General features: G+C 71.5%; 7 protein-coding genes. 1 reads left to right on the forward strand and 6 read right to left on the reverse strand.

Features of this window, described 5'->3' with window-relative positions; translation table 11 throughout:
- Together AB0M20_RS14505 and AB0M20_RS14510 are read right to left on the reverse strand one after the other, a co-directional pair.
- Positions 1 to 2,593: sensor histidine kinase (locus AB0M20_RS14505; protein ID WP_364298129.1), on the reverse strand; the 2,593-nt coding region annotated here is incomplete at its 3' end.
- A 441-nt stretch (positions 2,594 to 3,034) separates the two neighbouring features.
- The gene (locus tag AB0M20_RS14510) at positions 3,035 to 4,114 is read right to left on the reverse strand and encodes an adenosine deaminase (RefSeq protein WP_364298131.1); all 1,080 of its coding nucleotides are present in this window, start codon (positions 4,112 to 4,114) and stop codon (positions 3,035 to 3,037) included.
- A gap of 62 nt (positions 4,115 to 4,176) precedes the next feature.
- Here AB0M20_RS14510 and AB0M20_RS14515 point away from each other — a divergent pair, with 62 nt between their 5' ends.
- Positions 4,177 to 4,989, forward strand: coding sequence for a methyltransferase domain-containing protein (locus AB0M20_RS14515; RefSeq protein WP_364298133.1), 813 nt, complete (start codon positions 4,177 to 4,179; stop codon positions 4,987 to 4,989).
- Here AB0M20_RS14515 and AB0M20_RS14520 read toward each other — a convergent pair.
- The 4 genes from AB0M20_RS14520 to AB0M20_RS14535 form a co-directional block, all read right to left on the reverse strand.
- Positions 4,931 to 5,611 carry a DUF4272 domain-containing protein gene (locus AB0M20_RS14520; RefSeq protein WP_364298135.1) on the reverse strand — a complete coding sequence of 227 codons (681 nt, stop codon included), beginning with the start codon at positions 5,609 to 5,611 and terminating at the stop codon, positions 4,931 to 4,933. The two genes, AB0M20_RS14515 and AB0M20_RS14520, sit on opposite strands and share 59 nt — an antisense overlap.
- A gap of 6 nt (positions 5,612 to 5,617) precedes the next feature.
- Complete coding sequence (locus tag AB0M20_RS14525; RefSeq protein WP_364298137.1) at positions 5,618 to 6,898, reverse strand: thymidine phosphorylase; 1,281 nt, start codon at positions 6,896 to 6,898, stop codon at positions 5,618 to 5,620.
- Positions 6,895 to 7,611: a cytidine deaminase gene (locus AB0M20_RS14530; RefSeq protein WP_364298139.1), complete on the reverse strand. Its 717-nt coding sequence runs from the start codon at positions 7,609 to 7,611 to the stop codon at positions 6,895 to 6,897. Before AB0M20_RS14530 ends, AB0M20_RS14525 begins: the two co-directional genes overlap by 4 nt.
- 22 nt (positions 7,612 to 7,633) lie before the next feature.
- The coding region (locus tag AB0M20_RS14535; RefSeq protein WP_364298141.1) for an ABC transporter permease at positions 7,634 to 8,815 on the reverse strand (1,182 nt) is incomplete at its 5' end.

Consider the following 8,815-nt stretch of genomic DNA (forward strand, 5'->3'; position numbering starts at 1 on the left):
CCGGCGGAACGTACGAGCCGGGCGGCGCGGAGACCGGTCCGCGGTCGGCGGGCGGCCTGGACTGCATCGGCGGCGCCGAGGCCGGCGGCAGCGGCGGCGCGGAGACCGGCGGCGGCACGAACGTCCCGCGGCTCTGACTCTCCGGATTGGACGGAAGCTGACGCGGGATGGTCGGGCCGAAGCCGTTCATCGTGTCGGTGTCCGGCCGGTAGCCGTCGCCGTTGCGGCGCGGCAGGTTGTCGCCACCGGCGAAGCCCTGCGGTCCTTGCGGACCCTGGGGGCTCTGCGGGAGCGGCGGGATCGGCTCGTTGCTGCGCGGGCCGTGGAAGCCGTTGCTGCCGTTGGATCCGTTGGATCCGCCGCCACCGTTGGTCGGCGCGCCGGTCAGGTCGGACCAGGCGGGCACCGAGCGGCCGGTGCCGAGCATGCCACCGGTCGGCATCGGCGGGTTCGGGTCGAACGGACGGCCGGCGGGTAGACCGCCGCCGCGGCCGCTCTCCAGCGCCAGCGGTTCGGCGAACGCCGGGCGGGACTGTGTCTGCGCCGGATCCCCGCCGAAGCTCTGCGTGCCGCCGCTGCTGCCCGGCAGGCGGGCGACACCGGACGACCCGATCAGCACGCTGATCGGCAGGCCCACCTCGGCGACCGTGCCGCGCTCGCTGCCGGCCGGACGCAGCTCGACCTTGACGCCGTGCCGGTTGGCCAGCCGGGCGACCACCACGAGGCCCATCATCCGGGAGACGGCGACGTCCACCATGGGCGGGTTGGCGAGCCGGTCGTTCAGGTCGCGCAGCTGCTCGTGGCTGATCCCGATGCCGCGGTCCTCCACGGACAGGATCGCGCCTTCGCCGAGGCGGCGGGCCTCGACCAGCACCGTGGAGTTGGGCGGGGAGAAGGCGGTCGCGTTGTCGAACAGCTCGGCGACCAGGTGCACCATGTCGTTGACCGCGTGCGCGGCCACCTCGATGTCGCGGTCGACCATGCCGAACTCGATGCGCGTGTAGTGCTCCACCTCGGACTGGGCGGCGCGCAGCACGTCGATCAGGGCGGCGGGCTCACGCTGCACGCGGGTGGAGTCGGCGCCGGCGAGAACCAGGAGGTTCTCGTCGTTGCGGCGCATCCGGGTGGCCAGGTGGTCGAGCTGGAAGAGCTCGGCCAGGCGGTCGGGGTCCTCCTCGCCGCGCTCCAGCCGGTCGAGGTGGCCGATCAGCCGGTCGACCAGGATCTGCGAGCGGCGGGCCAGGTTGACGAACATCGTCGCGACGGACGCCCGCAGGGCGGCCTGCTCGGCGGCGGTGCGCACGGCCTCGAGGTGGACCGCGTTGAACGCCTCGGTCACCTGCCCGAACTCGTCCCGGCTGCGCACCGGCAGCGGCTCGGCCACCTGGTCGGCGACCTGCGCGGGAGTGAGCGAACTGGACAGTGACGGGTCCCGCAGCCGGTTCACCGCGTGCGGCAGCCCGAACTGGGCGACCGACAGGGCGCCCTGGCGCAGCTCACGCAGCGAGCGGGCCATCGACCGGGCGACCAGCCACGCGAAGAGGATGGCCAGCAGCAGCATGCCCAGCAGGACGCTGGTCTCGATGAACACCCGGCGCTGGACGTCGTTGCGCAGGTCGGTGGCCGACGCGACGATGTCGCGGTCGAAGCCGATCTCCACCTGCCGGAAGAGCTTGTTGTAGCCGACCATCGCCGTTTCCCACTGCTGCTGGTTGAACGGGATGTTGGAGATGTTCTCGCCCTGCAGGCTGGCGAGCGGCTCGGTCAGGTTGGTCGCCTTGCGGTATTCCGGACCGTTCTTCACCGTCCGGGCGTACAGCGCGTTCTCCGCCGCCGTGCCGGACTGCTTGAGCTGCGCCTCGGCGAGCTCCCGGCCGAGGTCGGTGCCTTCGTACTGGCGGCGCAGCGCGACGGTGAACTTGCCCTCCTTGACGACCTTGAGGCCGACGTTGCGCTGCTGGGAGATGAAGTCCTTGGCGCTGGCCACCGCGGCCGCCGCACGCATCTGGTCGCTCAGCTCGGAGGACGGCGCCAGCTGGGCCGAGAGGTCGCGCACGTTCACCAGGTCGGTGATGATGTTGCCGTAGTAGGTCTCGACCTCAGGCGTCTTCCGCTGCTGATTGGTCACCTGACTACGCACCTGCGGCAGCTCGCGGAGGTTGTTGTCGAGGCGGCTCAACACCGAGCTGATGTTCTCCGGCACCTCGTCGAGCGTCGCCTTCTGCTGGGCGTAGGGCACCTTGGCGTTGTCCACCAGCTGGTGCTTGCCGCTGTAGAGCTCGACCGCGGCCTTGGCCTGCGGCGAGTTCTCCGGCCACTGCGACACGATCACCGCGTACGCCCGCTCGTCCTGCAGGTTGTCGACCAGGTCGCCGGCGGCCTGGGACAGCACGGCGAGGGTGCGGGCCCGCTCGGCGTTGCTGGCCTCCTCGATGTGGTCGACCAGCCCGCTCACGCCGACGATGATCGTCGCGAGCGTGGGCACCAGCATGATCAGGCCGAGCTTGGACCAGATCGGGAGATCCCGGAGCCGACCGGCCGGCCTGCGCAGACGCGACATGACGCCGTTCGCCGGCTTGGGGCGCTTGCTCACGTCACCGTCCTCCTGATTCGGACCCGGTCATCGGCATGACCGGACCGCGCACACGGCCGACACGGGGTCGGGCCCCCGAGATTCCATCACGACGAGTGTCAAAGAGAAAGAGCAGTCTGACCCGGACCGGTTGTGTGACGCGATGTTGCTCCGTGCGGAGTTGAACATCGGCGGTCCGTTGTGACTGCTCGTATATGTAAGGATCTCTTAACGTCACTCCGGACGACCGGACATGCGCGGGGGGTTTCGCACACCGGTCGTGCTCGATCCACTCGGATCGGCGCAGGACAGACGATTGCGCGGCCCGCGGATAACAGCAAGACGAGATGCCGTATTTCGCAGGTTTTGTAAAGGGCAATGTGGCCGAACGGTTGATTCCACCGACCAATTCGGCCAGATTCGCGCACCGAAAGTACCGTCGTGTCGGGCATGGGGTAAAAGTCAGGACACCAACTTCGCGTACGCCGGCTTGATGACATCGACGATGATGGCCAGCCGCTCGTCGTACGGGATGAAGGCGCTCTTCATCGCGTTGATCGTCAGCCATTGCAGCTCCGGCCACCCCCAGCCGAACGCCTCGACGAGCAGCGTCATCTCCCGCGACATCGAGGTGCCGCTCATCAGCCGGTTGTCCGTGTTCACCGTCACCCGGAAGCGCAGGTCGCGCAGCAGCCCGATCGGGTGCTCGGCGATCGACGGCGCGGCGCCGGTCTGCACGTTGGACGACGGGCACAGCTCCAGCGGGATGCGCTTGTCCCGCACGTAGGCCGCCAGCCGGCCCAGGATCGGGTCGTCGCCCGTACCCGTGATGTCGTCGACGATGCGCACCCCGTGGCCGAGCCGGTCCGCGCCGCACCACTGGATCGCCTGCCAGATCGACGGTAGGCCGAAGGCCTCACCGGCGTGGATCGTGAAGTGGAAGTTCTCCCGCTGCAGATACTCGAACGCGTCCAGGTGACGGGTGGGCGGGAAGCCCGCCTCGGCGCCGGCGATGTCGAAGCCGACCACTCCGGTGTCGCGGAACTGCACCGCCAGCTCGGCGATCTCCTGCGAGCGGGCGGCGTGCCGCATCGCGGTGAGCAGTGTGCCGACCCGGATCTGCTGCCCGCGGGACGCCGCCTCGGCACAGCCCGCCCGGAAGCCGGCGTGCACCGCCTCCACCACCTGCTCCAGCGACAGGCCGCGTTCCAGGTGCTGCTCCGGCGCGTAGCGCACCTCGGCGTAGACCACGCCGTCCGCCGCCAGGTCGAGCGCGCACTCGCGGGCGACCCGGTGCAACCCGTCCTCGGTCTGCATCACGGCGACGGTGTGCGCGAAGGTCTCCAGGTACCGTTCCAGCGAGCCCGAGTCTGCGGCCGCGGTGAACCACCGGCCGAGCGCCTCCGGGTCCGTCTCGGGCAGCGCGTGCCCGATCTCGGCGGCGAGCTCCACGATGGTCTCCGGGCGCAGGCCACCGTCCAGGTGGTCGTGCAGCAGAGCCTTGGGTGCCTTGACGATGTCTGCGGTCGAGATGGCGGCCATCAGAAGACTCTAGAAGGGATCGAGGCTTGATCGACGGCGCATTGCCGTACCTTCGCTGCCCTGTGTGTCAGGACACGCTGGCGCGCGGCGGGGAGCGGACGCTGCGCTGCCCGCACGGGCACAGCTTCGACATCGCCAAACAGGGGTACGCGACGCTGGTCCGTGGCCGGGTCCCGCACGCCGGCGACTCGGCCGAGATGATCGAGGCACGCGACGACTTCCTGAGGGCCGGCCACTACCGGTTCATCGCCGACGCCGTGATCGCCGACGTTCCGCCCACGTCCGGGCTGATCGTGGACGCCGGCGCGGGTCCTGGGTGGTACCTTGGCCGGCTGCTCGACCGGCGGCCGGACGCCCTGGGGCTCGCCGTGGACGTCTCCAAGCCGGCGCTGCGCCGGGCCGCCCGGGCGCACCCGCGCGTCGCCGCCGTGCTGGCCGACCTGTGGCAGCCGCTGCCGATCGCGGACGGGTCGGCGGAGGTGATCGTCAACGTCTTCGCGCCGCGCAACGGCGCCGAGTTCCACCGCGTGCTGCGGCCGGGCGGCGTGCTGGTCGTGGTCACCCCGGCGGCCGACCACCTGCGCGAGCCGATCACCGAACACGGGCTGCTGACCGTCGACGCGGACAAGAAGGAGCGGCTGACCCGCACGTTGGGCGCGCACTTCACCGCGGACCACACCGCATCGCACCGCCGCCGTCTCGATCTGACCGGTGACCAGATGCGCACGCTGATCGCGATGACGCCGAGCGCCCGCCACGTGCGGCTCGACGAGCTCGCACCCGGCGCGGTGACCGCCGCGGTCGACGTCACCGCCTTCACACGGAGAGATCGACCTCTTCCCACTCCGGCGGCCGATCATGGAACGGACCGATGAACACCACGGCCCACTCCAGCGCCCAGCGCCGCTGCCCGATCGCGTTCCCGTCGATCTCGCCCGGCAGCGGCCGCCCCGCCCGTTCCGCCTCCTGGAAGGCCCAGTCCAGGCAGTAGTAGAGGTCGAGCAGCACGGCCGCCTCCACCGGATCGCGGGGCGACATCAGCGATCGCGACCGCCACTGACCGAAGGTCTCCCCGGCCGGCAGGTGCGGCATCTGCTGCATCAGCCGTTCCTCGGGCGGCGCCGTCGGGTCCAGGTGCCGGGCCAGCCCGAGCAGCCAGGCCAGGGCGAACACCGCGTCGTGGTGCAACACGAACGAGCGGTGGTCACCTTTCGCGCCGATCACGAACTGCCACTCCGGCGGGGTGACCAGGTCGACCAGGTGCGAGCCGAGCAGCCAGTGCATGGCCGCCTCGGTGGGCATCCCGAAGCAGCGGGCCACCACCACGTGCAGGATGGCCGCCCGGGCCTCGATCTCCGGGGTCTCCCGCAGCTCCACCCCGTCGCCCGGCTCCCAGACCAGCGGGAAGGTCGGCGGTGGCAGCGGGAGGCTGAGGCGATCCAGCTCGTCCAGGCTGGCCTCGCGGACCGCGCGGGGGTCGGGCGTGGTCTTGGTCATCGGTGCTCAGGCGATCCGATCGATCAGCAGCGGTCTCGTCTCGGCCGGGCCGGACGACACCTGGATGGCCGATCGTGCCTGATCGAGCGAGCCGGGGATCCGCTCGGCGTCGTCGGTCCGCAGCTCGCAGAGCGGGTCGCCGGCCCGCACCGAGTCGCCGGGCCGGACCCGCAGGACCACCCCGGCGCCGAAGCTGACCGGGTCCTCCTTCCGGGCCCGGCCCGCGCCCAGCCGCCAGGCCGCCAGGCCGATCCCGTACGCGTCCACGGCCCGCACGACACCGTCGGTCTCGGCGCGGATCAGCTCGGATTCGGAGGCGGACGGCAGGGGCGCATCGGGATCGCCGCCCTGGGCCCGGATCATCGCTCGCCACACGTCCATGGCGGCGCCCGATCGCAGCGTCTCCACCGGGTCGGCGTCCGGCAGCCCGGCCGCGTCCAGCATCTCGCGGGCGAGCGCCAGGGTCAGCTCGACCACGTCGGGCGGTCCTCCCCCGGCCAGGACCTCGAGCGACTCGGCCACCTCGACCGCGTTGCCGACCGTCAGGCCCAGCGGCGTGTTCATGTCGGTGAGCAGCGCGACCGTGCGCACCCCGGCGGATCTGCCGAGCTCCACCATGGTCCGGGCCAGTTCGGCGGCCTGCCCGGCGTCCTTCATGAACGCGCCGGAACCGACCTTCACGTCCAGCACCAGCGCGCCGGTGCCCTCGGCGATCTTCTTGCTCATGATCGAGCTGGCGATCAGCGGGATCGCCTCGACCGTCCCGGTGACGTCGCGCAGCGCGTAGAGCTTGCGGTCCGCCGGGGCCAGCTCGGCGCCGGCGGCGCAGATCACCGCGCCGACGTCGCGCAGCTGATCGCGGAACTCGGCGTTGCTCAGCGACGCGCGCCAGCCCGGGATCGACTCGAGCTTGTCGAGCGTGCCGCCGGTGTGGCCGAGGCCGCGCCCGGACAGCTGCGGGACGGCGGCGCCGCAGGCCGCCACCAGCGGGGTCAGGGGCAGCGTGATCTTGTCGCCGACGCCACCGGTGGAGTGCTTGTCCGCGGTCGGCCGCCCGATCCCGCTCAGATCGAGCCGTTCCCCGCTGGCGATCATCGCGGCCGTCCACCGGGCGATCTCGGCCGGCGTCATGCCGCGCAACAGGATCGCCATGGCCAGCGCGGACATCTGCTCGTCGGCGACGACCCCCCGGGTGTACGCGTCCACCACCCAGTCGATCTGCGCGTCGGAGAGCACCTGCCCGTCCCGCTTGGCCCGGATCACGTCCACGGCGGCGAAATCGCTCACGACGGTTCCTCCCAGCGCTCGCCGATGCCCTCGGGCGGATCGCCCTCGCCGGCCCACGACAGGGCGCCGGCGGCGTCCACCACGACGATCCGCGGGGTACGCACGCGCCCCCACTCGACGGCCTCCGCGGTGGTCGGGAAGATCGGGCCCTCCTCGAGCACGCCCTTCTCCGCGTCCGCGGCGTCCGAGCTGCCCCCGGAGCGTTCCCAGTAGCCCGTCCACACCTGCTCGCCACCGGCCAGGTCCGGATGCACGAAGACGGTGCCGCGGCCGCGCCACTTGGCGAGCGCGGTCGGCACCTCGGGCACCGGCGTCGCGCCGGTGACCTTCTCCATGTCGGCCGGCCCGAAGGCGCGGGGCAGCAGCTCGTCCATCCGCAGCGGCCGGGGCACCGCCTCGACCAGGCAGTCGGGCCCGCCCGCCTCGTAGAGCAGCTGCCGGCAGCGGCCGCACGGCATCAGCGGCGAGCCGGTGGCGTCGACGCACGACACCGCGACCAGCCGGCCTCCGCCGGTGGCATGCAGCGAGGTGACCAGGCCGCACTCGGCGCAGAGCCCGACGCCGTAGGACGCGTTCTCCACGTTGCAGCCGACGACCACCCGGCCGTCGTCGACCAACCCGGCGACGCCGACGGGGAAGTCGGAGTACGGCGCGTACGCGTGCCGCATGGCCCCGATCGCAGCTTCCCGCAAGGCGGGCCAGTCGATCTCCATGGCCCCGATTCTGCCTTAGCCTCTAGGACTTTATGTACGGTTGGCCGTCGGCGGCCGGGGCGCGTACGCGTCCGACGAGGCCGGCCACCGCGATGATGGTCGCGATGTAGGGCAGCATGCCCAGGAACTGACTCGGCACCGGGCTGTTGATCGAGCTCAGGAAGTAGGTCAGGTTCTGGGCGAAGCCGAAGAACAGGGCCGCCGCCAGCGCGCCGAGCGGCGTCCACCGGCCGAAGATGAGGGCGGCCAGCGCGATGAAGCCGGCGCCGGAGGTCATGTTCTTGGTGAAGGATCCGGCGCCGATCAGCGTGAAGTACGCGCCGCCGAATCCGGCGATGACGCCGCCGATCAGCACGTTGGTGTACCGCAGCCCGCGCACCCGGACGCCGACCGTGTCGGCCGCCGTGGGGTGCTCGCCGACCGCCCGCGTCCGCAGGCCCCAGCGCGTCCGGGACAGGCCGAAGTGGATCGCCACGACGAGCAGCAGGGCCAGCCAGACCAGCAGGTTGGTGTCGAAGAGCACCGGCCCGATCACCGGGATGTCGGCCAGCCCGGGGATCCGCCACGTCGGCATCCGCGGCGGTTCGTTGTAGCTCGCCGCGTTCGGCTGCATCAGCCGCTCGTAGAGGAAGCCGGTGATGCCGAGCGCCAGCAGGTTGAGCACGATGCCGACCACGACCTGGTCGACCAGGAAGCGGATGGCCAGCACGGCCAGCAGGGCGGCGATCAGCACCCCGCCGAAGGCGGCGCTGATCAGGCCCGCCCACACGCTGCCGGCCGTGGTGCCGACCAGCGCGGCGAAGAACGCGCCCATCAGGAACTGCCCCTCGATGGCGACGTTGACCACGCCGGAACGTTCACCGAGGACACCGGCCAGGGCGCCGAGCATCAGCGGCAGCGCGAAGACGAGCGCGCCGTCCGCGCTGTCCACCACGGACAGGAACTGGCCGGCCACCTGCCAGCAGAGGAACGCCAGCACGAAGGCGGCGATGCCGACGCCGAGCAGCGTGGTCTGCCACCGCCGCGCCAATCCGGCCAGCAGCACGCCGCCGCAGATGATCGTGACGATGCCGAAGACGATCGCGCCGACCTGGCCGTTGATGGAGAGGGCGGCGCCGCTGTCACCCTGCCCGAGGGTGAAGCGCGCGGTCTCCGACTTGGCCACCGAGCCGAAGGCCACGGCGGCGATCAGGCCGACGACCAC

The organism is Actinoplanes sp. NPDC051633 (assembly GCF_040681735.1).
Taxonomy (GTDB): Bacteria; Actinomycetota; Actinomycetes; order Mycobacteriales; family Micromonosporaceae; genus Actinoplanes.